This window comes from Vibrio sp. S234-5 (assembly GCF_000960595.1).
Classification (GTDB): Bacteria; Pseudomonadota; Gammaproteobacteria; order Enterobacterales; family Vibrionaceae; genus Vibrio.
On record NZ_JZAM01000260.1, the window covers coordinates 1 to 1100 of the forward strand.

At 51.7% G+C, this 1100-nt stretch carries 1 pseudogene; it reads right to left on the minus strand.

Annotated elements, in window-relative coordinates:
• A pseudogene (locus UF06_RS15975) lies at positions 1–1100 on the minus strand (transketolase); the annotation flags it as partial.

Below are 1100 nucleotides of genomic sequence, written 5' to 3' on the forward strand. Positions count from 1 at the left end.
GCGATTTGCTCAACGGGTTGGTGAGTTGGGCCATCTTCACCCAAGCCGATAGAATCGTGCGTGTACACTTGGATGTTCTGAATCTTCATCAGAGCCGCCATACGCATTGCGTTACGTGCGTATTCCATGAACATCAGGAAGGTTGCGCCGTAAGGAACAAAACCACCGTGTAGTGCGATACCGTTCATAATAGCAGTCATACCAAATTCACGTACACCGTAGTGGATGTAGTTACCAGAGAAGTCGTTCGCTTCTAGAGATTTAGAACCCGACCACATGGTTAGGTTAGAAGGCGCTAGGTCAGCAGAGCCGCCCATGAATTCTGGCAGCATTTTACCAAACGCTTCTAGCGCGTTTTGCGATGCTTTACGTGACGCAATGTTTGCTGGGTTTGCTTGAAGATCAGCAATGATTTGGCTTGCTTTCTCTTCCCACTGCGCTGGCAGTTCGCCATTTACGCGGCGTTTGAACTCTGCGGCAAGCTCAGGGTACTCGGCTGCGTATGCCTCGAACTTCGCGTTCCAAGCGGCTTCTTTTGCAGCGCCTGCGGCTTTTGCATCCCACTGTGCGTATACATCAGCAGGGATTTCAAATGCTGGGTGTTCCCAACCTAGGAATTCACGCGCTGCGGCAATTTCTTCCGCGCCTAGCGGTGCACCATGACAGTCGTGCGAGCCTGATTTGTTTGGTGAACCAAAACCGATGATAGTCTTCGTACAAATTAGCGTAGGACGAGGATCCGCTTTAGCGGCTTCAATTGCTGCGTTGATCGCTTCAGCATTGTGACCATCCACTGCTGGGATAACGTGCCAGCCGTATGCTTCAAAACGCTTAGGCGTATCGTCAGAGAACCAGCCTTCGACGTGACCATCGATAGAGATGCCGTTGTCATCCCAGAATGCGATCAGTTTGCCTAGACCTAGCGTACCAGCAAGAGAGCAAGCCTCGTGCGAAATGCCTTCCATCAAACAGCCATCACCCATGAACACGTAAGTGAAGTGGTCGACGATGTCGTGGCCTTCTTTGTTGAATTGCGCTGCGAGCGCTTTCTCAGCCATTGCCATACCAACAGCGTTGGTGATGCCTTGGCCTAGCGGGCC